The organism is Pseudomonas sp. LBUM920, from assembly GCF_003852315.1.
GTDB lineage: Bacteria > Pseudomonadota > Gammaproteobacteria > Pseudomonadales > Pseudomonadaceae > Aquipseudomonas.
Genome location: NZ_CP027762.1, coordinates 190,353 through 216,151, shown reverse-complemented (window position 1 = coordinate 216,151; position 25,799 = coordinate 190,353). Strand labels below are relative to the sequence as shown.

16 protein-coding genes are annotated in these 25,799 nt (G+C 56.8%); 2 read left to right on the top strand and 14 right to left on the bottom strand.

Annotated elements, in window-relative coordinates:
* Positions 1–15 precede the first annotated feature (15 nt).
* Positions 16–2,586, bottom strand: a complete 2,571-nt coding sequence (locus tag C4J83_RS00900; protein WP_124416141.1) for an autotransporter family protein — start codon at positions 2,584–2,586, stop codon at positions 16–18.
* 682 nt (positions 2,587–3,268) lie between these two features.
* Between C4J83_RS00900 and C4J83_RS00895 the strand changes: the two genes are divergently transcribed.
* Both C4J83_RS00895 and C4J83_RS00890 read left to right on the top strand, forming a co-directional pair.
* Positions 3,269–3,526, top strand: a complete 258-nt coding sequence (locus tag C4J83_RS00895) for a hypothetical protein (protein WP_124416140.1) — start codon at positions 3,269–3,271, stop codon at positions 3,524–3,526.
* Positions 3,527–3,722: 196 nt separating this feature from the next.
* Complete coding sequence (locus C4J83_RS00890) at positions 3,723–4,376, top strand: hypothetical protein (protein ID WP_124416139.1); 654 nt, start codon at positions 3,723–3,725, stop codon at positions 4,374–4,376.
* A 448-nt stretch (positions 4,377–4,824) separates the two neighbouring features.
* Here C4J83_RS00890 and C4J83_RS00880 read toward each other — a convergent pair whose 3' ends face one another.
* The 13 genes from C4J83_RS00880 to pgaC form a co-directional block, all read right to left on the bottom strand.
* Positions 4,825–5,232 (bottom strand): cytidine deaminase-like fold-containing protein, encoded by a 408-nt coding sequence (locus tag C4J83_RS00880; protein ID WP_124416138.1) that lies wholly within the window; start codon positions 5,230–5,232, stop codon positions 4,825–4,827.
* 71 nt (positions 5,233–5,303) lie between these two features.
* A complete protein-coding gene (locus C4J83_RS00875) occupies positions 5,304–5,666 on the bottom strand; it encodes a hypothetical protein (RefSeq protein ID WP_124416137.1) in 363 nt (120 codons plus the stop codon).
* A gap of 568 nt (positions 5,667–6,234) precedes the next feature.
* Positions 6,235–6,636, bottom strand: coding sequence for a DUF6911 family protein (locus tag C4J83_RS00865; protein ID WP_119738319.1), 402 nt, complete (start codon positions 6,634–6,636; stop codon positions 6,235–6,237).
* The gene (locus C4J83_RS31240) at positions 6,637–6,735 is read right to left on the bottom strand and encodes a cytidine deaminase-like fold-containing protein (RefSeq protein WP_491630698.1); all 99 of its coding nucleotides are present in this window, start codon (positions 6,733–6,735) and stop codon (positions 6,637–6,639) included.
* 353 nt (positions 6,736–7,088) lie between these two features.
* Positions 7,089–7,445, bottom strand: coding sequence for a hypothetical protein (locus C4J83_RS00860; protein WP_124416136.1), 357 nt, complete (start codon positions 7,443–7,445; stop codon positions 7,089–7,091).
* A 792-nt stretch (positions 7,446–8,237) separates the two neighbouring features.
* Complete coding sequence (locus C4J83_RS00850; protein WP_124416135.1) at positions 8,238–8,579, bottom strand: zinc ABC transporter substrate-binding protein; 342 nt, start codon at positions 8,577–8,579, stop codon at positions 8,238–8,240.
* Between the two features lie 59 nt (positions 8,580–8,638).
* Positions 8,639–9,337: a transposase gene (locus tag C4J83_RS00845; RefSeq protein WP_124416134.1), complete on the bottom strand. Its 699-nt coding sequence runs from the start codon at positions 9,335–9,337 to the stop codon at positions 8,639–8,641.
* Between the two features lie 329 nt (positions 9,338–9,666).
* Entirely contained in the window at positions 9,667–9,951 is a 285-nt protein-coding gene (locus tag C4J83_RS00840; RefSeq protein WP_119738321.1) for a hypothetical protein, read from the bottom strand.
* Positions 9,952–10,315: 364 nt separating this feature from the next.
* Positions 10,316–10,990 carry a hypothetical protein gene (locus C4J83_RS00835; RefSeq protein WP_124418823.1) on the bottom strand — a complete coding sequence of 225 codons (675 nt, stop codon included), beginning with the start codon at positions 10,988–10,990 and terminating at the stop codon, positions 10,316–10,318.
* 308 nt (positions 10,991–11,298) lie between these two features.
* The gene (locus C4J83_RS30630) at positions 11,299–21,702 is read right to left on the bottom strand and encodes a hemagglutinin repeat-containing protein (RefSeq protein WP_256660637.1); all 10,404 of its coding nucleotides are present in this window, start codon (positions 21,700–21,702) and stop codon (positions 11,299–11,301) included.
* Between the two features lie 31 nt (positions 21,703–21,733).
* The gene (locus C4J83_RS00820; RefSeq protein ID WP_106577327.1) at positions 21,734–23,458 is read right to left on the bottom strand and encodes a ShlB/FhaC/HecB family hemolysin secretion/activation protein; all 1,725 of its coding nucleotides are present in this window, start codon (positions 23,456–23,458) and stop codon (positions 21,734–21,736) included.
* A gap of 513 nt (positions 23,459–23,971) precedes the next feature.
* Positions 23,972–24,454 carry a poly-beta-1,6-N-acetyl-D-glucosamine biosynthesis protein PgaD gene (pgaD, locus tag C4J83_RS00815; RefSeq protein WP_106577326.1) on the bottom strand — a complete coding sequence of 161 codons (483 nt, stop codon included), beginning with the start codon at positions 24,452–24,454 and terminating at the stop codon, positions 23,972–23,974.
* 2 nt (positions 24,455–24,456) lie between these two features.
* Entirely contained in the window at positions 24,457–25,797 is a 1,341-nt protein-coding gene (gene pgaC, locus C4J83_RS00810) for a poly-beta-1,6-N-acetyl-D-glucosamine synthase (RefSeq protein ID WP_124416133.1), read from the bottom strand.
* Positions 25,798–25,799: the final 2 nt, after the last annotated feature.

Sequence of the window (25,799 nt, the reverse complement as noted above, 5' to 3'; positions counted from 1 at the left end):
GGTTAAGGTGTTGGCTTAGAACGCATACCGCGCCTTGAGCATTACGCCATCGGCGTCAAACCCGCTGCGCGCCTGGCGGGTGTAGCTGGCGCCCACGGTAAAGTCCGACACCTGGTAGTTCACGCCCACGCTGGCTTCATAACTGTCACGCGCCACCGAAGCGCCGGTGACGGTGAATGGCGAGCCACCCGCCACGAAGCTGGAGGTTTGCGCGACGCGATCGCCCATCAGGTCGTGATAGGCCATCAGGGTTGCTTCCGGTTGCAGCTTGCCAGCACCCATCGGCAGGTTGCCTGCCAACCGCAGGCCGGCGCCCAGCTCACCCACTTCATAGCGTTGCGAGCGGGTGCTCAGCGCTGCCGAAGAGCCCTTCTCGTCGTAGCCATCCATGCGCACGTTGGCATAACGCGCCGCCACGCGCGGCTCGATCACCACCGCCTGCGACGGCTTGAAGCTATAACCGCCGATCACACTGGCCGCCAATACATTACTGTCGTAGCTGCCCTTGGCCGTGGTGCCTGCCACATGACGTTTGCTGTCGTTGTCGTTGTGGCCGTAGCTGAGGCTGCCGTCGACAAACCAGTTTTGCAGCGCCCAGTTGCCATACAGCGACAGCGCGTGGCCCTCGACGTCAGTCTTGTTGCCCAGGTCGGAATGGATGTTGGAGTTGAGGTAGCTGTAGGCCACGCCCAAGCGGGTGGTGTCGTTCAAGCGACCGTCCACACCCACCGCCATGCCGCTGCTGTTGGCCGAGTAGCCGTTGTTGCCGCCACGGCCGTCCTGGTCCATGTTGCTGCTCAGGCCTTGCACCCACACGCCGCCGGTTTGATGGCCTTCGCGCTGATCAGTGAGGCGGTTGAAGATCGCGCCGTTGATCACGGTTTGACCCGACAAGGCCACATCCAGCGCGCCACGGTTGACGTCTGGCTTGAGCTGCTCGCTCACCTGAGCAAGCTGTTGCGCAGTACCGGCGTTGGCGAGGGACTGGAACACGGGGTCGTTCTGGTTCAGCCCGCCGAGCACCTCGTTCTTGAAGGTATTGACCGCCGTCGCCGCTGCGGCGGTGGCACCCGCACCGGTAAGTTCCTGCTGCACTTGCTGGTTGTCTTTAACCGCAACGACAGCCTTGACCGTTTGGGCATCCGCCGAGTAGCTGAGCACGTTGAGCAGCGATGAAGAACTGGCAACAGACAGCCCGTTGTTTTGCACGCTGCTGGCTTGCAGCAGTGTGTACTGGGTGCCGTTGTTGGTGCGGGTGAAGTCGCCAGGGTTGGCGCTCACGGTCAGCTTTGAGGCCTGGGCAAAATTGGCCGTGCCGTTGACCGTCAGGTACGGCGTGGTCGGCACCACGCTGTCGGCCAAGTGCATATCAATGCCCGCGCCGCTGGCGACGTTGAGGTCGCCAGTGATCGTGGTGCCCGGCGCAGAGAGGTTCAACGAACCGGCGTTGACCGAGACCGGCGCGATGATGCGCTGGCCGACGAAATCAGCCTGGCCTGCGACATTCACCGCGCTCAAGTTGAGCAGGTCGCCGGTGATTTTGCCGCCGGTCCAGTTCAGCGTGGCGAGGTTGGCGGCGTCGATGGCGGTGCCGGCGTTACTGCGGATCTCGCCGGCTTGCTGGTTGATTTCAAAAGGCGAGGTTTGGTACCGCGCGTCCACCAGGATCGCCGTGCTGTCGGCCTTGATCAGGCCACGGTTGACGATGCCGCGCGCGCCCGTCTGTGGGTTCAAGGTAAAGGTCGCGCCCCGCAGGCTGACAGCGACCGCGTTGGCGCCATTGGCTTCGAGGGTGCCGGTGTTGAGCAGATAGTCGTAAGTACCGGAGTCGAACCGCACCGCTCTGGCAAGGCCGCCATTGACCGTCACCAACCCGCTGTTTTCAATGCGCAGGTCACTGGTGTCGGTTTCAACCTCAATGCCCAGCGCCTCTTCACCGGTGACGCGAATAGTGCCGGAGTTGAGAATCTTGCCGCCGACGGTCACCGGCAAATTGTTGTGGGTGTCCAGGATCAGGCCGAAGCCGTAGTAGGACGTCACGTCCACCAGGCCGGAGTTGACGACATCGCCGCCTACGGTGGTGCCGTTGAGGTAGATCCCCTCGCCGTCGCTCTCGGGGCCGGAACCCGGCACGTCGACGGTGATGATGGTGCCAGTGTTGATCACGTTGCCGCCGACGGTGGCGGCGCCTACCTCAAACCCTTCGGCCCAGGTCTGGTTGGTCAGCCTGATCACACCGGACTGAACCACATCGCCGGTGATAATGCCGCCACGGGCTCTGAGATCTGAGTCAATCGCACCATCCACCACGAACCCGCGAATGTTGAGGCCACTGCCATCGATGGTGTAGTCGGCGCGGTTGATCAGCGAGCCCTGAATATCGGTCTCGGCAACACTCGCCCCATCGACATAACGCTGGGTGGCCACCACATTGCGCGAACCGACCAAGGTCACAGGCTCGTTGAACACCTGGCCTTTCCACTTGTTCTGGCCGCTGCTGACGTCAAATTCCACCGCAGCAACGTGCGCGGCGCCTGTGCTGACCATCAAGGCCAACAGGGTTTTCTGGAACGGCTTACGCTTCATTTCAAACTCCATGAACTACAGTCAAAGCCGCCAATAAGCCCGGCGGCCGTAGGTGTGCTGAGCGAAGGATCACTTGATCCGAGTGCATGCTCCCAAGGCGCCTTTCTGAAACGCAGGCGCGAGCAAACGCACCGCAGCCGGTGGTGGCAGAAAAGGGGTTGGGGAGGTGAGGTTCACATTAATCCTTAATGTATTTTGAAAACGCTGCAGTCCATGCAGCCCTACCGGTTGCGGGTGGGCGGGGTAAAGACCTGGGTTTGAGGGAGATGGTTCCTTTTGCGGTGGGACGCTTCCCGAAACGACTGGGGATTTGCGTAATACCCGTGAGCAGACGGCGGGAAGCGTTGGCGTAGGTGGGGGTTAGGGATAGGACGCAGGGGTTTGAGTCAGGGCGTTGATGCCTTGCGTGGGTTTGGGTGCGGGGCTTATAGTCCGGCCCGTCGCCCATATGGCGATCAGGTTTGGCGACCTGACAACAGAGTGCAAAAGCAACCCGCTTCCATGCAGGTGTTTTTGCACCCGCAAAGCTGTGCATGTTATGGCGGCTGTGCGCGGGAGACCTTCGGGTCTGCCGGTTACTCTGTTCCGGTTCGCCAACCTGCGTACAGCTGCCACCCATTCGTTTGGCGACGAATGCGTGGTGGCTTAATCCACCAACAGAGTACTGAAAATGAACCAATACATGCCCCTAACGGGCCACGACTGCACCGTCCCCGCTCTGCTTATCGACACCAGTGCGCCCCTCGACGTGCTCCACGACGCCGCTGCGTACCGGATTCGCGCCGTCACCCAACTGCTGGAAAACCTGGCCTTTCGCGAACAGCTCAGCAGCGATGCCGTGGTGCTTCAAGACTTCGCCCAATTGTTGGCCATTCCGTTGCGCGATGGGTGTGATTTGCTGGATGTCATCGGTCGTAGACTCAATGCCGATCCATCTTGAGTGAAAGCCGGGCGGCTTAGACGTCGCCCGTTTTGTATGTGGGTGGTAGAGAAGAAAATCACTCCAACGAGATTAAATAAATCTGCGGCTTTTTCCTTCTTGAGAGATTGGGCCGGAAGACTCGCACATGTAAGATCGAGGTCTTTCGCATCAAATAGATGCTGATTACAGAAACGACAAGGAGGGTTGTTACACGATGAAATTACTCACACTCACCGCAAGCGCACTGCTTCTAATAGGGTGCACCAGCTACGATAAGACGAACCTGCGTAACGAAGCTGAAGCGGCCAAGTACGATCCGACTACCAGCGCGCGCATCCGCATCTATTCTGCACCGGAAAAGTACGCCATCTATGTCCCCGGTAAAACCTGTGAGGCCTACTACAACCATCCAGAAAATGGTCGCTTACAGGGAAGCATTGCTACTCGCGCCCATGATCCCAAACAAAGCTACATCCTCTGGCGCACCGCCGACCTACTTGGCATGAAGGCCGAGGACTACCAAAACCGCGTGATCGGCATGCCCGCCACCGCGCACACCGAAGCAGTGAAAACCGACCGGCTGGGCTACGACGAATTCGTCATCCCCGCCCACCAGCCAGTTCTGGTCGACATCGGGTATAAATCCGAAAACGGTTACTGCTACCCACCTACCATCCAGTTCGTCCCAGAGGCCGGAAAGGATTACGAAGCAAGCATCGAATTCCACAAGCAGAATTTCTACTCCGCCAAGTGTTCTATCGAGCTGGTAACACTCAGCGGCGCCGGCTCCTTCCAGGAAACCCAGCCCGTTTCAACCAACATCTGCCGCCCTGATCGCGACGGGCACTACTCCACCGTCGCGCCTTGAGCTGAGGGAAATAGGGGACAGACCCTGAGGGGAATAGGGGTCAGACCACTATTCCTCTATTCTTTTAACTGACACTTTTCGGGCGTCCTGACACGCCCTGCGAAACTCTTTTACCTAACGCCTGCGCGATCTCGGACGCAAACTTCTGATCGCCCAAAACGTAATTTCCGTTTGTAGAAGATCGAATTTGTTCTATCAGCCCAGGTGAAAGTCGATCATTGAATATAGACCGGTAAGCTTCGGCTCGTTGCGCGGTGCTGCTACCTAATTCGTTATAAACCGCATGCGGGCTTATAAAGCCTGACAGCTCGCCCTGAGAAAAACAGGGGTCAGACCACTATTCTTCCGAGGACGACAACAACAGAAAAGTCACAAAATAAATTATGTTTTTAAAGAGCAACTCTGCTGAACTCTAAAAAACGAAAACCGGAAAAACGTGGTCTAACCCCTATTTCCCAGTTACGTCGTCTATCGCTTGAATAGTCAAAGAACTCAATCCGGATTTTTCCGCAGCGGCCGCTATATCACCTTTGCAAAATCCACATACATCTTTACCTGCAACGCTCATAGCCATATCAGCACCTTGAGTCTTGCCAGCATTATTTGCCTGCTGTATGACGCCAATTTCTGCATGAGCGTCAGCCATATTTCCATTCGGCAAAGATTTTCCTGGTGCTTCAGTTTTGGCCTTTACTCGATCAGCTATCAGAGTTGGCTCATCTGGATTTGCCTGAGCTACTGGACGAGCTGTTTGGTTTACATCAGTAAATGCCGCATCTCCAATTTTTCCCTCTGCGGTGACAACCGGAGAAATACCTTTTGCACCGGCCTCCTTTACCGGATAGGTGTACGGCATGCCAGCCTCAGCATCCGGCGAGGCAGTCGAGGAGTATGGCGCCTTTCCTGCACCTGTTTCTTTTGCACCAACTAATCCATGCGGTAGTAACTATAAAGATCCGCATCAGGCCAAAGTTCGTCATATGCGGTTAATGTGCTTCGCAGAGCCTCACTACGAGGATTCTCCGAAGGATTCATATTTAAAATTACAAATTCTTTAATTTCACGCCACTGAAGCTCACGCATGCAAAACGCTACAGCTTCAAATGGTGAGCTTCCAGACGTTAACATCATTTTAAATCTGTCTATAAAATCCTCTCTATAGCCAGGATTTTTTTTTACAAACTCCAAAATATTCAACAAAGACATCTCATAGGAAATCTCTAGCTCTTCGCTAAAAGCGGCCACAGCCGCATTGCAAAGCATATCAAATTGTTTAATTACGTTACTCATTTCGGCACCCAAGCACCTTTTCTGGAATTGCCAGGATCTGGCACCCAGACTTTTCTATATACTTCCCTCCCACATCAAGCCCCTTTTGAGAGAGTGCCTTTTCTGCTGCGGCCTGGGCAGCGCTACCAGAAGGCTCATAGTGCCCAGATGTGTTATCAATATATTTAACTTCCCCAGAGAAATAGAGGAAATAGGGGGCAGACCACTATTAACACTGTTGACCTCAAAAAAACATAAACCCGTGGCCTGATCGCTATTTCACCGCCATCATGTTTCGGGAAAATAGGGGTCAGACCACGATTCTTCTAAAAATATAGTCTTCATCTAAATAAAAACACGCAGACCGATTGTTTCCCCGCTGAATAATATGCAACGGGATATCCGGCAGTAAAACCCCAGGACGGCGAGCCATATAAACCCCTAACTGGATAAGAGCTTACAGCTTAGCAGCCCTTCAACAGGCCAACAGATTGGAGTAATTACAAAAATAAATCATGTTTTTAAAGAGCAACTCTGCTGAACTCCAAAAAACAAAACCGTGGTCTGACCCCTATTTCCTTTTTTTACTTTAAGCATTCAACACTGCAAAGCTTACATCACCGGACCTCAAAAATTCTTGAAAACAAGAAATAACGATTTCTATATTTCTTGTGACAAAACTCTCCGGATAGTAATCGCCCAGAACATCAACCAATTTTGCTCCAGTCGACGTATTATTAAGAGTACGCACAACATGCTCACCATCATCAAGGTATTGGTTCAGCATCAGAATATAATTTCCAGAATCAGCATAAAGATTGATTTCGTAAGGTCCGGCTTCAGGCGCCGGGGAAATAGACAACGAAGCGACGCCGTCGACTTTACTATATTCACATATAATGGACCTTACATCTTCCATGGTCGGCTGATCAATGAGAGGGATTTGCGATCTGCCGTGCTCAGGACTAAGGGTATACCCTCCGATGATCATCTATTTTTTCTCCTTAATAGACTTCATACCTGACTCCCAGTAATAGCTTTTCGGAAGTCCTGTTTTATCATCTATGGCTCTTACGGTTAAAGATTTCAACTCAGCCTTTTCTGCGGCAGCGGCTATGTCACCTTTGCAGGGAGGAAATAGGGGTCAGACCACTATTAACACTGTTGACCTCAAAAAAACATAAATCCGTGGCCTGATCCCTTTCACCGCCATCATGTTTCGTACCGTAGCCCCAATGTGCTTAGAGGGTGGCGAATTGGTACTGGCCACTTTCATCTCAGGCGGAAAGATGACAGATATCACACAACAGCATCTCACAACAGGCAGCACCGCAAGCTGTAGGAGTGGATTGCGTTACCACGTTAAGGATAGCAATCTCGTCCAAAACATTCCAATTCCTGCCAGCCCCAGCCTGTATTTCTTTTGCATCTATGCCATCAAACCTAGATAAAATCGGGTTTAATTATATACTCAACTCCAACTTCAGCAAGAATTTTTCGAACTCTTAATACGTCTACAGCCTTTCCAGAAAAAATTCTAAACATGCCCTGCTGAAGTAAATCCCTGGACTTTAAAAAATTAGAGCCGAACACCTCGGACACAGCCTTTATATGTGATTTATTTCTATAATCACCAACACAAAATACTTCGTATATCTCTTCATCAACCTTAATACCAGACATGTTCGTAGTAACTAACGACCAGTCACAAACTGAACACCTTAGCCCTTTAGCGCTGTTTTCCTCAAAACTTACCAAACCACCGCCGCATCGCTCGCACACAACTAATGAAATAGACACTATGGCTTACCTGGATTAAAAATTTTGAACTCACCTTGCTTCGATAAGTCCGGGCAATTTGGATTCGAAGGGGATCTCGGAGCAACTACCACTTTTCCATCGCCGTAGGCCCACACCAAGTTAGTTGGAGCTTTCACCGCCCCCCATTTTATTCGGGGAAAATAGGGGTCATACCACTATTCTTCTAAAAATATAGTCTTCATCTAAATAAAACACGCAGACCGATTGTTTCCCCGCTGAATAATATGTAACGGGATATCCGGCAGTAAAACCCTAGGACGGCGAGCCATATAAACCCCTAACTGGATAAGAGCTTACAGCTTAGCCGCCCTTCAACAGGCCAACAGATTGGAATAATTACAAAAATAAATTATGTTTTTAAAGAGCAACTCTGCTGGACTCCAAAAAACAAAACCGTGGTCTGACCCCTATTTCCTAAACATGATTTGTCATCAAGCACAATGCGTGAACTTTACAGCTATACAATTCAGCAAGCACGGCTAATGTATCAATGTAAAAAATTATAGTCTTCATCTGAATAAAAACACGCAGACCGATTGCTTCCACGCTGAATAATATGCAACGGGATATCCGGCAGTAAAACCCTAGAATGGCGAGCATATAAACCCCTAACTGGATAGGAGCTTACAGCTTAGCCGCCCTTCAACAGGCCAACAGATTGGAATAATTACAAAAAATAAATCATGTTTTTAAAGAGCAACTCTGCTGAACTTTAAAAAACAAAATCGTGGTCTGACCCCTATTTCTCCAGGATAGATTTGTGGGGATCCCTCAGGGTCCGACCCATAATAATTTCGCTTTGAATATATCAGGAACCAGTTCAAAAAGAGCCCGAATTAATTTAAGATGCTCCCAGTAATTTGGTGAAATATCATCACTACAATTATCAAAGTAATACTTAGCCTGATGATTTAAAAACCATATGTCATGCTCGGAAAACTCAGAACTCAACAAACTACTGGCAAGGTTATGCACTAACTCTGCTTCAAAATAACAAGACCTATCTTTACCCTTTATTTTTTCCTCAAGAGTCTGAATATTTCTTATATAAGGCAACGCTAGAGAAAACATCCTGACGTATATTTCATTTTTTTTCATATGTGCAATCATCATTTTCTCACCGGCATGGACTAGGCCCCAGCTGGGAAAATAAGGGTCAGACCACTATTTTTCTATTCTTTTAACTCATACTTTTTTGGGCGCCCTGACACACCCTGCGAAACTCTTTTACCTAATGCGTGCGCGATCTCGGACGCAAACTTCTGATCGCCCAAAACATAATTACCGTTTGTAGAAGATCGAATTTGTTCTATCAGCCCAGGTGAAAGTCGTTCATTGAATATAGACCGGTAAGCTTCGGCTCGTTGCGCGGTGCCGCTACCTAATTCGTTATAAACCGCATGCGGGCTTATAAAGCCTGACAGCTCGCCCTGTGCGTTTGCCCTATAGCTGGTCCAGCGATAGTCGCCCGGATGAGCAACCATACCGACTCTAACAGGGTTCATTTCGATATATCGATAGCAAGCTAAAACATAGTTGTCTTGTTGAACCAAACAGGAGCGGAAACGGCCTTCCCACAACGTGCCCGTTCGTTGATATGTTCGATTGACATATTGAACGTAGCACTGCCCCAGCCCCTTCATAAGCAGGCCGGCCCCTGCGCAACAGCTGGGAGTCAACAACAAATGAACATGATTTGTCATCAAGCACAATGCGTGAACTTTACAGCCGTACAATTCAGCAAGCACGGCTAATGTATCGATGTAAAAAATATAGTCTTCATCTGAATAAAAACACGCAGACCGATTGTTTCCCCGCTGAATAATATGCAACGGGATATCCGGCAGTAAAACTCTAGGACGGCGAGCCATATAAACCCCTAACTGGATAGGAGCTTACAGCTTAGCCGCCCTTCAACAGGCCAACAGATTGGAATAATTACAAAAAATAAATCATGTTTTTAAAGAGCAACTCTGCTGAACTCTAAAAAACGAAAAACGGAAAAACGTGGTCTGCCCCCTATTTCCTAGTTACTCGACCGTGAGAGTTCGTAGATATGTGAATGAATTTTACTTACACGACTTTGGAAAAATTTACGGGTCGCCATAGACAGATCTCGCTCCAAGGATGCCCCCGCGCCTTTTTTACCAGATGAAATATCAATTACCGATACTTTTTGCACCTATAATTTTTTTGCCAACTAACCTTTATTTATAGCTACTTTAAATTTACACCACAACGGGAAGTCCCCAGAAAAAACAAAAAAATCATCAACGTATTGCAAGCCCAACGCCTCCAAACGGCGAATGAATTCATTCGCAGCCTCTCCACCGAAACAGGGCCCAAAGGAAACCAGATCAGCGCTTATATCAAGCGGCATATCAAACTCAAGCACCGCTGACAACCTATCAATATCTATTAACTTAGATAATAGCTCTTGCCGACGAATAACCAATCCAAATTCAACCACATCAATATAACTCATGGTGTCACTCCTGGAAGTTTGACGCCATCGGGCACATTTATTTTAACGTTATAAACAGGTGTACTCTGAGCTGGTTGAAAAATTTGCTTCCATTCTGGCTTCCCTCCTGACTTAGAGCTTTTTCTGGAATGGCAAAGTCTATCCGTACAGGACCAGTCCCGCCTGGCTTAGCCGCACCCGGAATTGTTACATATACACGTCCACCAGCTCCAATGCCATTGGGAATAGCCGTTCCTCCATTTTGTATCCAATAAGGAATCTCGTCAGCAGAAACCCAGCGAGATACCGCTATATATCCAGGGGGTAAAGAAAAAAACCGTGGTCTGACCCCTATTTCTTCCCTTCAAAGCCCTTTTGCACCTATTCAACTCTTCAATGCTGGCAAAGACAGCACTTCATCGTACTGTGGCCAGTCTTCCCTTGCGCGCTTTAGCACACCTTGCATCAACTTGTCCAACTCAGGCACTGGTTGCTCGGGCGGCAATTGGTCAAAGGGCGCGGCCAGCAGCGGATGATCAATCTTCTGCGGATTGGCTAAACCTTCCCACTGGCGTAGGCGCAGGATATAGAGAATTTCCACCGGCACGCGCTCCAAGTGCCAGTCCTGATTGAAGTCGTAGGAATTCTTCAGGCTCTCTTTGCCGGTTTGCCAAGTGTGGCGGTCACACGCGGCCAACAGGCAGGGCATCAGGTCGTCGGGGCTGGGAGTGCGCCACTTGGCCAACAAGGCTTCGTAGATGGGTTCGTCGTAAGCATAAGCAGGCCATTGATGCGAGACATCGCCCACCCAATCGGCAAACACACGCAGCATAAAGGCTTGGGCGCGGCGGTGTTGCTCTTCGTACTCAATCACTAATTGATGCCCACGGTTGAGAGCCGCATGGGTGAGATAGCCCTGATGGATGACGGCATCCTTCCATCCTAGGATCGCCATGGCGGCCATCATATTGGTGGCGGTTTGGATGCTGTAGTTTTGGCGGCGTCGATCATTGCCTGTCGCTTTGGCAATAATGTCGAACTGACCCGCCCAGAAGAACAACTGCCAAATTCCTACTTGGTAATAGCGCAGCCAATGGGCCAATTCCAGAAGCCATTGCGGGTTATCTGGGGCGGTTGCCAATACCTTGTGGGCTCGTGTGACGGCCATCCATTCGGAGCTACTACGCGTAACGTTGTCACTATTCGGTACAGGCATTGATGGCTTCGCAAATGCATCGCCGCGCTCAACATATTCACGGATGCCATTCAACTCGTATTCATCTGAGACGTGTGGCCCCTTGGCTATGCGCCCCAGCACACTTTTGAAGGAGGGCCATTTCGGGTTTACGCCCGAGCGCTCGCACTGAATTACTTCTTGATCCATGGTTCCACCTTAAATTCTGCTACACCTGTTTTACTCGGGGCGGGAACACCGACTTTGACTGTTACACCTTGAACCTTGGCTTTTCCTGAATCCAACGCCGCTTGCAAAGCATCGCGTAAAGCAGGATCAGAGTCGGCAATTGATCTATTACCCAGCCACCCCTCCAACCGCGTCCTCGGGTCCCCATGCGGCGTACCGGCCTTACTCACACCATTCACCGAAGACTTCGCATCCATCACCACCACGGTAATCGTATCGCCATTGATCGCCACCGCGCAGCCATCGCAGCCGTGGTTGCTACTGTTTTGCAGAGGTTTGAAATTGAGGCCGGTTTTCTCGTTAAGGGTTTGCAGGGCCAGTTGCTCGCCCAACGCCCCATCATTTACAAGCGAACCGCTCTTCCAATTGGGAAGGTGCGACAGCGGGATACTTTCAAATGTCTGCCCAAACAGGTCTTCAACCGAGCTGAGCTTGGAGGGGCTTATTGCATCAGGGGTAACCTGGCCCGGCCCTTTTGCATCAAGAACGCTAGCTTTTGCAGTCTCGACATTTCGCGCCGCAGCCGCAGCATCCGCAGTAGCAGCTAACTCCTTGGCCGCAAGACTACCAAATCCTCCTACACCCAACGCTGTACCGCCAGCCGTTGCGGCGCCAAAGGGCAACTCAACTGCTGTTAATGACAGTTCGGTACAAACAGCTGGGTTCATCGCACAGGAATTTAACAATGCAGGACCGAGCAGCACTGCTGCGGCTACAGCTCCAACACCCGCCACGGTATAAGCAAGTGTTTCGCGACGCTCAGCATACATTTGCGCCGAGCACGCATCCGCGCTCATTCCTGCACAGTTTTGCTCCTTGTATCGCTCGTTTTCAGCCTTGACGCGCTCTTCGGCCTTTTGTTCAAGTGTTTTACGTTCTGCTAATGCTTCTGCAATATCACTGAGGGAGTTGTTCTCCACCGCATTGCTTCCCGCCTTTGCCCCTGTAACCGCACCGCCCAGATCACCACCAGCAATCCCCCCAGCCAACCCTGCTGCTAGACCCGAAAGTGCAACAACCGTCTCTCTCTCCTCCTCCGTCAACTCGATTGTCTTCTTGCCCGGATACAACTGATGGGCGATGAATTCACCCGTCGCAGCTCCCGCAGCCCCCGCCCCCGCAGAGTTGCCTTGCGCCTGCGCCACCACCGCACCCAATACGGCATGCGCCATGGTGTTGAGTACAGCGTTGTCTCCAGTGGTTTTCCTGATGACTTGCGCCATGTACGGCGCCGACGCGCCCGCAATAGCGGAACCGATGTCGCCTCCCACCAACCCTTGCAATGCTGCTGTCACCGCCTGCGCTACACGTGGGTAATTGCCGCCGACCCCGTAGTCCGCCATGATCCGTTGATAAGCGTCAGTGGCAATCAGTTGTTTCTTGTAGGCATCGACGTCCTCTTTTTTGGCATCTTTTCCAGGGTCCTTGATGCCACGCTTATCAAGTTCAGCACGCGCCTCTTTATCAGCATCGATCTGGCCTTGGGTTCGAACGATGTCTACTGCCTGAGTACCAATATCCGCAATCAACTGCACCTGCCGCAGGCGCTTCTGCTCTTTCTCCTTATCAAAAATGGGGCTGATGCTGCCGTTGGCGTGTTCAACATCGTGGCTCAGCGTTGCCACGTCCTGCTGCTGTTTGGCAGGGTCGCGAATGTCTAGGGTGCCGTTGGAAATGGCCGATGACGTGGTGCCGCTGTCACTGTCGCCATGATTGAACGCGATCAAGCTACCGGAAGGCATATTGCTGATGAAGGCGTTCGCACTGCTTGCGCCACTGCTGACGCTGGCGCTCTGCAACTGGCTTGTGTAGTCGGCTTTGTTCTTTAAAACGCTCCAGCCGAGGGTGCCGGTGCTCAGGCGGTTTTTGTCCGCTGTTGCAGTGCTGGCGATCACGCTGCCATCGAGTTGCGTGTGGTTGCCCACATCAATCTGATAGCCGCCCTTACCGCCGAACAGGCCGGTTTGCTCCTGCACGCTTTTATAGTTGGAGTCGATCTTGCTCTTGCTGATGCTGAGCGAACCACTGCCCGTCATGGTGCCAAACGTGAAACTTGCGCCACCGCTGACATCGGTTTGTTTGGACTTGTAGTCATCGGTGTCTTGCAGGCTTTGCAGCATAAGATCGCGGCCTACCGCGGCCTTGATCTGATCTGCACTGACCTGTGCACCTTTGAGGACGGTGTCTCGCCCACTGATCAGGCTGACTTGCTTGCCCGCATCCAGCGTCGTTTCCGTCCAGGTTGTGCCATTGCCTTTCTCACTGCCGGTGCCCTTGTTGGCATTGGCGAAGATGCTAAGGCCAGCACCATTGGAACTCGCCCCAAAGCTAAGGCCTACGGCCCCGCCGCCACTGCTGTTCTTGCCATCGAGTTTTTGTGTGTTGGCGGCTGCTTCCAGGCGGATATCACGCTCTGCTGCCAACAGCATTTCATTACCGGCCTGGAGCTTGCTGCCCTGAACGCGGATGTCTCCATCTGCGCCAGGCGTGCCGTTACCGGCGGCTACAATACTGAGGTTATTGCCACTGGTGAGGCTGCTACCTTGGCTTGCCGTCTGCTCCTGGGTCTGTTTGGAGCTGGATTTTTGCGAGCCGAGCGAGATGGCGATGCCGACAAATTCCGCGGCGTTAGCGCCGGTCATGCCACCATTCTGCTGCGCCGCCTGCCACGCTTGCACCCCCGTCAACCCCGCCTTCACACCTTGCAGCGCCGAGAGGCGGCCGTCGTCCTCGCTCTTGGCTTGCTTGGCGGTCTTATAAGCAGAGTCCACCGCGCTACCCACGGTGCCGGACAACGCCAGGGTCAAACCACTGGTTTTGCTCTTGGAGATCTGCTCGCTACGGTTGTTGTTCTCGGAAGCCAGGATGCTGACATTTTGCCCAACCAGGCTGATGTCCTTACCGGCAACCACGTCAGAACCGCGTATGGTCAGGTCTTTGCCAGCCTGAATATCCACACTGCCCAGCACACTGCCGATGTTGCTGGCCCGGGTGGTTTCGGTGCTGCTGGTGAAGGTGTTCTGGTTGCTGCTTGAGCCCAACGTCACGCCGATGCCGCCGCTGCTCATCAAGCCCGATTTTTTGGTCGAGGACGAATGGCTTTGTTCAAAGGTTTCCGTCGCCCCATCAATCACCACATTGCGCCCGGCAATCAGGCTGGTGGCGTTGGTAGAAACCACATCGCTGGCGGTAGTACCAATGTCACGGCCAGCACGCACGACCACGGTATCAGCGCTGATGGAAGAGCCCTGCTGGCTGATCTGGTTACTGCTGTCGATGCGCGTTTTCTGGGTGCTGGACAGCAACCCTTTGCTGGTTTTGGTTTTGCGGTAATAGCTGTAGTCGCTGTCTTGCGCAGCGTTCAGCGCCAGGTCATTGCCTGCGTACAGGTAGGCTTCCTTGCCGGCACTCGCACGGCTGGCGCTGACCACGAGGTCGTTGCCGGCACTGAGGGAGAGGTTCTCACCGGCAACCAACGATGTGCCGACTTGCTGAACGTGGTCTTCCTGGCTGGTGACCTTCTTGGAATTAAACGCCGAATGCTGTTCATTCGCCGCCGACGCCAGGTTCACATTGCCCTTGGCCACCAGCGCCAGATCACGCGTGGCATTCAACTGGCTGCCGATGGCGCTGATATCGCGCGCAGCCACCACCTGGAAGTCGCGCCCGGCTTCGATCACGGTGCCGTACTGGTTTGCGCTGCTGCTGCGCATGTTGGTGCTGACGGTGTTGGCATTGCGCTGTTCGGCGGTGGCCAGGTTTACATCGCGCCCGGCTTGAACGCCCAGGTCGGCGCCGCTTTTGAAGGCGCCGCCGGTGCTGTTGACGTCGCGCCCGGCTTGCAGGGTGAGGGTGTTGGCGGCTTCGATGCGGGCGGCGTTGTCGACGAAGTCGGTGCGTTCGGTGCGGTAGCCGCTGCTGCTTTGGTGGCTGGTGACGGTGCGTTCGTTGAGCACATCGCCATTCACTGCGCTGACGTTGACGTCGCGCCCGGCGATGATGCCGCCGGCGCGGTTGGTGAGGTTGTTGCCGGCGAGCAGGTCGAGGCGGTTGCCGGCTTGCACGAGGCCGCTGTTGACCATGTTGCGCCCGGCGCTGGCAGCCAGGTTGTTGGTGGCGCGCAGGGTGCCGACGTTGTTGAGGTCGGCGCCACTGACCAGGTTCAGGTCGCTGCCGGTGATGAGTGCGCCGTTGGGCGCCAGGCGGTTGTTGGCCTGGGCCAGGTAGAGCACGGGCACCAGCACTTGCTGGCCAGCGACGGTGGCGTTTTCCATCCACACGATGTCGTGGGTCAGGGCCGCGACTTGCTCGGCGGTGAGGCTCACGCCTACGGCCAGGTTAAGCGCTTGTTTGGTGCCGATGGCGTTGTCCATCAGGTACTTGAACATCGAGGCGTCGCTGGTCTGGCCATCGATGAAGCGCTGGCCGGTACGCGCGATCACGGCTTGCTGGATCAGGCGTTGTTCATACAGGCCGTCACCCAGGCGCTTTTGGGCCTGGTCTGGGTCGTAGCCCAGTTTGGACAGCATGTAATCAGAGCTTAAAAACTGGCTGAGGTTGGTCAGCAGCGGGTTGGTTTCGATCAGGTATTTCTGTGGGTTGGAGACGAACTGGCTGTCTGGCAGGCCTTGCACACGGTTGATCACCACGCCGTCGGCCGAGGTGCCGCTGCCGGGTACGACCGGGCCGGTAACCGGCGTGCGGTCGACGCTGCCGCCGCCCAGGGTCCAGCCTTGCGGGCCAGTAGTGGCCGGCGCGCTGGCGCTTTCGCCACTGAGGCGGAACAGCCCGCCCTGCCCGCTGGGCAAGGTGAAGCCGGGCAGGCTCAGCGGGTTGATCTGCTGTTGGGCGAGGTCAGGCGGCAGTTGCTGGTTAAGGGTGACGCGCGTCGAGTAACCGGCTGCACCACTGGCGCCCGTAGCGCCGGTGGTGGTTTTGGCGCCCGCACCGATGTAGTTGTAGCCCAGGCGCACCACGCTGTTGTCGATACCGGCTTGCGCCTTGACGTCCACCGCGCCGGCAGCCTGAATCACCGCGGCGTAGCGTTGGTCATCACTGGCGATTTTGGTGACTTTGCCGAACTGGGTGCGCTCGATCTCCATGATCCCGATGAAGTTGGCCACGGCAGCCTCCAGGCCACCGAGGTCATTGGGATTGTAGCCAGGGCTTTGATACCAGTATTTATTGGTCAGTGCGCGAGCCGCATTGAACCAGCCGCTTGGGTGCTCGGTGCGCGCCGATGTAAAGAGCCGGTAGGTCTCGGTCTCGCCGGTTTCGATGCCGGTGTTGACCAGGTTGTTCAGGCGCGCGGTGAAGTTGCCGCCGGCCGCAATCGAGCTGCTGCTGTTAAGCAAGTCGCCGCCCGCCAGCGTCATGTTACCGCCCGAGGTGATGCTCGAACCGGCACTGGCGGCGGTCACTTCCAGTTTGTCGCGGGTCACCAGCTCCCAAACGTAGTTGCGCCCCGTACCACCGGCGTGGCAGTCACCGGCATTGACGTACTTGATGCAGGTGCCTTCGGTGGCGGACGCGGTATAGACACCCGCGTCGTTAACGGTCAGTACCGCCCTTTCATTTTTGATCGAGTTGGCGGACAGGCTGAGGTTGCCGTCACTCTGGATCGTCGATGAACTGTTGAGGATGCTGCTGGCCAGGCCGCCCTTGCCGTCACGGTCGACGCTCAGGTTGCCCATGCTGTAGAGGTCGGCGTAGCTGTTGTTCAACGCGTCGACACGCAGGCTCATGTCGCCGCCGCTGAAGATCAGGCCGTGGTCGTTGAGTAACGCACCGGTGGTAGCGGTCAGTCGCTGGCCACTGCCCAGGGTCGCGTAGTTGTTGATCGCGCCCGCGTTAAGCACCAGGTCGGTGGCGGCGGTGATGCGCCCGCGGTTGTTGAGCGTGCCGGCGATGTTGGCGGTAGTGATGCCGCCGCCGGCGATGCTTGCCGTGTCGCTCAGGGTGGCCTGTGCCGCGCTGAGGTTGAGGTCGCCGAGGCTGCTGATGCGCCCGCTGCCGTTAAGGGCGCCGCTCAACGTCAGGTCGAGCGTGCCGTCGCTGGCGATCAGGCCTTGGGTGTTCCAGTTGGCGCCGCTGCCGATGAAGCGTCGTGCGCCGAGCAGTTGGCCGGTGGCGGTCTGGTCGAGGGTGTCGACGTTGACTGTCAGTTGCCCGGCCTGGATCACGCTGCTGTTGGTCCAGTGGCCCTGGCTAATGGTCAGGTCGCCACGGGTGACCAGGCTGCCGCCCACGTCGTTGAGGTTGGCGGGGGCAATGCCGAAGGTGCCGGTGCCCACGTGCAGTACGTTGCCGCCCAGGTTCTGCAGGCTGCCGGCGTTGAGGGTCAGGTCGTTGTTGGCGGTTTCGAGCACACCGTTGCGGTTGTCGAACAGGCCACCGATGGCGAATTCGGTGGTGCCCGCCGTGCCCAGGGCACGCAGGCGCCCGGTCTGGTTGTCGAGGCTGGCAGCGCGCACCTTGAGGGTGCTTTCGCTTTCGATGATGCCCAGGCGGTTGTTAAGTGCGCCGCTCAGGTCCAGGTCGATTTGTTGACCGGCAATCTGGCCGTCGTTGTCGCCGCTGTTATCAACGTCATGCCCGACCACGCGCATCAGGCCTTTGGCATAGAGCCCGCCGTTGCGGTTGTCGAAATTGCCGGTGGTCACCAGTGCGTTGCCGCCCTGCGCCGCGATGCGCCCGCCATAGTTGTCTACGCTGCCGGCTTGCAGGTTGAGGCTTTGCCCCTGCATCACGCCGCCCTGACGGTTGTTGTTGAGGTCATAACCGTTGCGCAGCACGCCAACCACACGGGTTTGCAGTGCGGCCTTGAGGCTGGCAAGGGTGCCGCCACGGTTGTCGAGGCTGGCGGCGTTGACACTCAAATCGCCCGCCTGGGCGATCAGTTTGCCGCTCTGGTTGTCCAGCGCGTCGGCCACGTCGACGGTCATGCCGCCCTGGCTTTGCACGGTGCCTTTGCCATTCTCCACGCGGTTGGCCGTGAGGCTGAGGTCGGCGTTCTGGCTGTAGATCAAGCCGTCGTTGCCGTTCTGCACCAGGCCGCTGGCGGTGAGGCTCAAGCGGTCGTTGGCGGCCAGGGTGCCACGGTTGCGGTTGTCCAGGCCGCCGGTCAGCAGGGTCAACAGGCCCTGGCTGGCAATCTGGCCGCCCTGGTTGTTGATCTGCGCGGCACGGCTGATCAGCAGCGGGCCGCCGCTGGACAACTTGCCATTGGTGTTGGTCAGGGTCGCGAGCAGGTCGAGGGTGGTGGCGGTGCCGCCGCTGATGCTGCCGGCGCTGTTGTCCAGGCTTTGCGCGTTCAGGTTCAGGGCTGCGCCGCTGTCGATCACGCCGCCCTGGGCGTTGTTGAGCAAACCGCCCACGTCGAGACGTTGGCCGGCGGCGCTGGAGAGTACGCCCGTGTTGCTGTTGTCCAGCTCGGCGGCGGTCACGTACAGCGCTTTTTGACTCACCAGCGCACCCGCTCCGCTGTTGAGCAGGCTGGCGGTCAGCGTGGCATTAAGGTCGCCATAACGGCTCGACAAGGTGCCGTTGTTGCGGTTATCGAGGTTGGTACCGCTGACGGTCAGGCCCTGCCAGCCGGACATCAAGCCGTTCTGGTTGATCAGGTTTGTGGCATTGAGCAGCAGCAGGTTATTGCTGATCAGCTTGCCGTTGCTGTTGTTCAACGTGCGACCGCTGAGGTCCAGGGTTTGCGCGCTGGAGAGTTCGCCACCGCCGTTGCTCAGGTCACGCAGATGGTTGATGGTCAGATTGCCGGCGGTGGTGATCAGGCCCCCGGTGTTGTTCAGGTCGCCGGTGGCGTTGCCGAAGTCCAGGGCAATTGCGCTGCCCAGCAGTGAGCCATTCTGGTTATCCAGCTCGGCGCTGTTGAGTGTCAGGGCAGCGCCTGCGTTGAGCAGGCCCTGATCGCGATTGGTCAGGCGGCCATCAATGTTGAGTACGGTGTCGCCACGGCTGGTGAGTGTGCCGCCGCTGTTGTCGAGGCTGGCGGCGTGCGCGTCGACCGACGCTGCGGCGATCATGCCTTTGACGTTTGCCAGGGCCTGGCCGATGCGCAAGGTCAGCGCGGTATTGCTCAGCAGTTTGCCGCCGCTGTTGTCCAGGTTGTCGGCGGTGAGTGTGAACGCCTGGCTGCTGGAAATCTCGCCGCCCTGGTTATGCACATCCTTGAGGTTGTTGAGCATCAGCAGCGGCGCGTTGATCAGTCCGCCCTGGTTATTGAGCTGACCACGGTTGAGGTCCAGGGTCAGGGCCTCGGCGCTGGTGATCTGGCCGCCTTGCTGGTTGTTCAAGTCAGCGGTGGTGATCTGCGCGGCCTGACGTGCGCTCAGGGTGCCTTTTTGGCTGTTGTCGAGACTCGCGCTGTTGAGGATCAGGCGGGCGTCAGTCACCAGCCGGCCGCCCTGGTTGTTTACCGCGCCAAGGGCGTTGAGGGTCAGCGGGCCGGCGCTGGACAGCGTACCGCCGTTGTTGGCCACGTTGCGCGCCGTGACGCTCAACAGCCCTTCGCTGCTGATCAGGCCCTGGTTGCGGTTGAGCAATTGATCGACAGTCAGGCCTGCGCCGCTGCCGGCAATCACCAGCCCGCCATCGCTGTTATCCAGTTGCGTACCGGTGACCTGCACGCCCGCACGGCTGGACAGCTCGCCGTTGCGATTGTCGATGTTGGCGACAGTGACCTGCACACCCTCGACGCCGGCGACCAAGCCTTTTTCACGGTTGTCCAGGCTGTTACCGGCCACGCTGACCAAGCCTTGGCTGGTGACCAGACCGCCCTGGTTGTTCAGGCTGCCGACGTTAAGGCTCAACGCCTTACCCGCCGTGACCAGCCCCGCGACGTTGTCGAGGGTGGTGACCATCAGCGCTGCGGTGTCCAGGCTGGAGACTTCGCCGCCCTGGTTATGCAACTCACCGACAACCGCGGTCAGCGGACCGTTGCTGGTGACCAGCCCACCTTGGGTGTTCTGCAGGCGATCGGCCGTGAGGGCCAAACCGGCATTGCTCAGAATGTGGCCTTTGTTCTGGTTGTCGACCGTGCCTGCCGTAATCTGCGTGTGCTGTTTTGCACTCAAGGTGCCGCCCTGGTTGTTCAGGGTCTGGGCATCGACGCTCAACGTACGGCTGGCGATGACATTGGTGCCGGTGTTGTTGACGGTCTTGCCGCGCAGGCTGACGTCGCCCGCTGCGTTGCGGGTGTTATCAGCGTTGACGCCCGCTTCGATAATGTCGCTGTTGGTCAACGTGCCGCCGCTGGACAGCGCAATGCGGTCACGGGCGGCCAGGCTTTGGCGGTTGGTCAGATCACCTTGGGTTTGCACGTCCAGTGCCGTGCCGGCGTACACCGGCCCCTTGGCGTCCAGGCTCGCGGCCTTGACGTTGACCGCGCCGCTGGCGGCGGTCTGCGCCATGCTCAAATGCCCATTGGCATCAAGCAGAATATCCCCGCCACTGGCTGCCAGCGTGCCGTCGAGCTTCACGCCCACGCCGGCTTCGGTGCCTACCAATTTGATCGCGCCGGCGTACATGCCGCCCAACGCGCTGGAGTCGATGGCCAGCTCGGGTTTGGCGCTGCCGTCGTCGGCGCGTGCGGTGGTTTTCAGGCTTTTGGCATCGACGTCGTTGCGCCCGGCGATTACGGCCAGCTCGCGTGCGTTGATCTGGGCGTTGATCTTGGCCGAGCGGGTGATGATTTCGAAGCGGTCGACGTTACTGGCGTTCAGGCCCTCGCCGTCGATGGTCACGGCGCCGCCGTCGACCTGGTAGTGGTCCAAACGGCCGACGTTGTCCATCACCGGTTTGCCGGTGGTCAGGGTCACGTTGGGCGTGTTGATAAAACCGCAGCCACTGCACGTGATGCCGTACGGGTTGGCGACGATGACCTTGGCCGACTGGCCCGCCACTTCGGTGTAGCCGCGCAGCTGGCTGGGGCTGCCGCCGTTGACTTCGTTGAGAATGACGTTGGCCGCGCCGCCCTTGAGGTTCGGGTTGCCGACGATGTAGCCACCGAGCTGAGTGTTCTGCACCGCGCCGGTGGCGTTGTTGAGGATCACGCCGTTGGGGCCGACGTTGTAGTCCTTGAACTGGTTATGGGACAAGCCACTTCCATTGGGCGCAGCGATGTTCACCACCGGCACGCCATTGCCGGCCTGGCCGACGCTGGTGGCCGGGTTGCTGACCACAATGCCTTCGGCCTGGGCGAGCAACGGCTGCCAGAACAGCGCGTTGGCCAGAATCAGCACCAGGCCGCGCTTGGGCAGGCCAAGGAACGCGTCCCGGCGCTTCAGGGCAGCAGAAGGTTGGCGGGCCAGAAAGGCAAAGTGGCGAACATCCATTTTCAGATTCTCGTTGCAGCAGGGCGTTGAATTACAGGAAGAAATCCATGCGGAAGTAGATCGGTGCTTCGCGCTCCGTCACGACCCCAGGCCTTTCTAACGAGTGAGCAAACGTCACGCTGGTGCTGACGTATTTGCCCCGGGCGAACAGCTCCACGGAGTTGCTTGAAACGCGGCCGTGGTAGTCGTCGTTGTAACGGTCGTTGCGGATCACGCCTTGGTCGTAACCCAGGCTGGTGCCGTATTCGGCGAAGGCCGGGCGCAGCCATTCCAACGTGACCGGGCGGGCCCAGCGCACTTCATTGCGCCAGTAGCCACCGCTGTCGCCGGACAGTTGCTGATCCTTGAAACCGCGTACCGAAGAAGAGCCGCCGAGGCTGATGCGTTGCGGCGAGAACAGCACGTCTTCGCTGCGTTGCCCGGTGGCCAAGCTGGTAAAGCTGAACGACTCGCCCCACAGGCTGAACGGCTGCAGATAACTGACGGTGGCGGTGTATTTGCGGTAATCGGGAGTGGCCGTGAGGTGCCCGTACTGATCGCGATGCTGGTCGTCGCGCTGGGCGTCAAATGCACCGATGCCGTTCTGCACGCCCAGGTCAACGTTGACGAAGGCATTGCCGATGCGCCGGCCGTGGTTGATGCCAAATTGCAGTTCGCTGAGGCGGTTACTGCTGGTTTCAAGGTGTGCGTCGTCGATGTAGTTGTTGGTGCGCAGGTGAGCCAGACCGACGTTGACTGAGGTCTTGCTCACGTCATCGCGGTGAATCACGCGCTCTGCGCGCAGTTGGTGGTTTTCGTTATCGCCCGACTGCTTGAACTTGAAGGTGTCGGTGTAACCCAGCGCGCGGTAATCGCTCTCGCTGTAGGTGTAGCTGAAGTTCCACCAGCCCCAGGGCACGTTGTAGTAGAGCATGGTGTTTTTCGACGTTTTCTGGTGGTCGCTGATCGCGTCGTGACCACCGCGCAGCACCAGTTGGTCGGCCAGCCCCAGCGGGCTGTCCCACTCCAGGCCCGCGCCCCATTGCTGCTCGCCGGTGCTTCTTTGCCCGTCGTTATTGCGCGACAGGCTGGCGCGCCACGGCTTTTGCGCGGTGTTCTTGACCACCACGTCGCTGCCGCCCACTTCTTTGCCGGGGGTCAGTTCCATTTGTGCCTGTTTGGACGGCAGACGGTTGAGCTGGTCGACCAGTTGCTCGACCTCGCGCAGGTTCAGCGCCTCGCCGACCTTGCCGGGAAAGGCCATGGCCAGCTCGCGGTCGGTCACGTTGCTGCCTTCGGCGCTTCTCAAGGCTTCGAGCTTGCCCTCGACCACCAGCACTTGCAGGTGGCCGCTGGACAGGTCCTGTTGCGGCAGGTAGGCACGGCTGGTGACGCGGCCTTTGGCGATGTAATAGTCGGTGATGACTTTAAGCAGCTCATTGAGCTGCGAGACGCCCAGGCATTGGCCCACATAGGGTTTGAGCAACAGCGTGCGGTCGGCAGCGGACAGGCTGTCGGCGCCCTTGAGCTCGATGTCTTTGATCGGGAAACAGCGGGTGTCAGCGGGCGTCGCCGGGGCTTGGGGCTTGGCCTCTTTGCCGGGCAGGTCCTGGAGTTCTTGCAGGCGCCGGCCCTGCTCTTCGAGCAGGCGATTTTGCCGGTCGCGGATCAAGTCTTGATCCCCTGGCGTGGGAGCGGCTGTGGCGCTGTTCAGGCCCAGGCAGGCGAGCAGGAAAGTGCACAGCAAATACCGAGTCCGTGGCAATAACAAAGACATGTTCGATCCATCGAAAATCAAGGGGCGGCAAACTAACATCGAACTCGCGCTAGCCCAAGAAGCTGGACTTGTCGAACATTCGTACTTATTGCAACCGCAACATATTGATTAATAACAACAAATAATCATAAAACGGCGACAGCGCTTGTTGTTGAAACTTTTATTCCGACAAGCGGCCACTGTTTTTGATAACCCTTGGGCAAACAACCCAGCAGATGCCATTATTTAGCCATCAATTAAATGCCGAGTTAGGTTAGTGCAGAGGAATACAGAAAAGTTCGCGGATGTTTTGTGAATTGGATCCCATTTATCGGATTAGTCTGGGATGCGCCGCTTGTGGCGAGCGGGCTTGCCCCGCGTTGGGGCGCGAAGCGTCCCCGAGTCAGTGTCGCCGCGTTACGTCAGGAACATCGTGGCGTCAGGTTTGGGGCTGCTTCGCAGCCCAACGCGGGGCAAGCCCGCTCGCCACAGAGACCGCTCGCCACAGAGCTCGGGGCAAAGAGCCCGGGGCAATCAGCCTGCGCCTTTGTCTTTTTCCTGCCCTGGCACCAAGGTCAGCCCTGGCCGCTCAACGTCGCGCGAAACATGGGCCTTCACATCTTCTACGCCGCCCTCGTCATCGTTGTGGATCACCAGCACGCCCGACTTGCGAAACTGCTCGAGGTGGCCGTCGCCCAAGTTGAAACTTTCACTCAGGCTTTTATCGCTGAGCGCGTTGGCTTCGGCGCGACGCTGGGCAAACTTGCGCCCGCGGCGCTGTTGATAGCGTGCCCAACTGATCAGGATCACCGCATTGAACAAGGCGATCCACAGGTAGATCTGCAAGGTGTTGAGCGCCGCAAAAATCGGCGCTTCAATGCGCGGGCCGCCGTGGGTTTCCAGCATTGCGCCGATCCCGCGTGCCAGCAGCCAGACCAGCCCGGCCCAGGCCAGCAAGGTGAGCAGCACGTCGATGATCCACATCACTGTGTTCTGGCGAGTTCTGACCAGTTTCATCGTCACGCCTCCTCTTCGCTAGGTTTAATACCGCGGTCCGGGCTGACCCAGCGTGCGCGCTTCTGATGCTGGTTGAACAGCACCTTGGGAAAGCTGACCAATGTGGTGAGCAAACTGACCAGCCAGAACACCATCGGGTACCACACGGTCCAGAACAGGGTTTTCCACAGGTCTTTTTCGTAGCGCCGGTCAATCAGGATGCTGACTGCAAATTGCAGCAGGCACACCATCGCCAGCACCAGCCCGGTAAACGCCGGTGGCACCAGCGAGTCCACGGCAATCGCCTGTGGCAGCACCATGAACTTGCCCAAGCCCCAGAAGATCACCGACAGCAGGAAGGTGAACGCCCAACCGGTGGACAGGCAGTATTCGAACAGCAGCGGCCACAGGTAGCGATGGCGCCATTGCCAGATGCCACGGATGTTTTTGAACAGCACTTCGGCGCCGCCCTGGGCCCAGCGCAGGCGTTGTTTCCACAGGCCGCCGACGGTTTCAGGCATCAGGATCCAGCACAAGGCGCGCGGCTCATAGAAGATTGCCCAGTGATCGAGCTGCAGCTTCCAACTGACATCGATGTCCTCGGTGATCATGTCGGTGCTCCAGTAGTCGATGCGGTCCAGCGCTTTCTTGCGAAACGCTACGACCACACCCGAAACCGTGAAGATCCGACCGAACACCCGCTGGGTGCGCTTGATCAAGCCGATGATCGAGGAGAACTCACCCACCTGCACCCGGCCGATCAAGGTCGAACGCGTGCGGATGCGTGGGTTGCCGGTCACGGCACCGAGGCGTGGGTTGTCCAGCATTGGCGCAACCATATAGGCTGCGGCGTTTTTATCCAGCAAGGCGTCGCCGTCGATGCACACCAGGTATTCACTGCGCGCGGCCACAGCGCCCATGCGCAAGGCCACGGCCTTGCCCTGGTTCTGCGCCAGGTGCAGCACCCGCAGGCGTGGATGTTCCAATGCCAGGGCATCGAGTACCGCGGCGGTGTTGTCCTTGGAGCCGTCATTGACGGCGATCACTTCGATGTTCGGGTACAGCTGGTCCAGCGCCGCGTGAATAGTATCGGCGGCGTTATCACCCTCGTTGTAGCAAGGGATGATGATCGAGATCAGCGGGTTGCCGGCCAGGGTCGGCGCCGGCGTGTCTTCCTTCCACGGCCAGTGACGCTCCCAGTGCAGCCAGAAGTACAGCCCGCCGGCGATCCACAATGCCGACATGAACAGCGGGTAGAAAAACACGAAGTCCATCAGGAACTGCCCGGTGACCAGAAAGATCAGGCCTAGGGGCACACCCAACACCAGCGCCAACACGAATAAAGCCAGGATTCTGTCGAACATGG